Origin of the sequence: Thalassotalea sp. G20_0, assembly GCF_017744175.1 — a bacterium.
Classification (GTDB): Bacteria; Pseudomonadota; Gammaproteobacteria; order Pseudomonadales; family Endozoicomonadaceae; genus Endozoicomonas.
Genome location: NZ_JAGHQV010000491.1, coordinates 1 through 558, shown reverse-complemented (window position 1 = coordinate 558; position 558 = coordinate 1). Strand labels below are relative to the sequence as shown.

General features: G+C 47.7%; 1 protein-coding gene. It reads left to right on the top strand.

Going from position 1 to position 558, the window contains the following annotated elements:
* Positions 1-40: 40 nt before the first annotated feature.
* Positions 41-558: EamA family transporter (locus tag J7438_RS27200; RefSeq protein WP_209279130.1), on the top strand; the 518-nt coding region annotated here is incomplete at its 3' end.

Below are 558 nucleotides of genomic sequence, written 5' to 3'. Positions count from 1 at the left end.
TTTCCTATTGGCCTAATGCAGACTATCCGGAATCGAAGCTATGAGTCTCTCGCAGATCTTTGGGAATAGGTTGGCGGCGTCAACCACTGTGTTAGCAGTGTTAAGTGGTTTGGCGGTAATGCTTATCTGGTCGGGGTGGATTGTGTTTTCCAGATTAGGTTTGCAATCAACGCTGACAGCCTCCGATATGACGCTGTTGCGGTTTGGAACAGCTGCGCTGTGCACGCTGCCACTGGCGATCAGGTACCCATGGAAACGCGTAAAAATGTACCGCGTGCTAATAGTGGGCTTGGGGTGTGGATTTCCTTATACCTTACTAAGCTTCTATGGCTTAGCATTGAATCCCGCAGCTTATGCAGGTGTGATCGTTAACGGTTCTTTGCCTATTGTAAGCGGCATTCTTTGTTGGATATTACTGAAAGAAAAGCCCTCGCTGGCTATGGCTGTTACAGTTGTCTTGCTGGCGATTGCAAACGCTCTACTGTGGTACAACACACATGAAACTGAGTTTTATGCAGGTGGTGTTGTTTTGCTGTTTAGTGCAGCATGGGTTTTAGC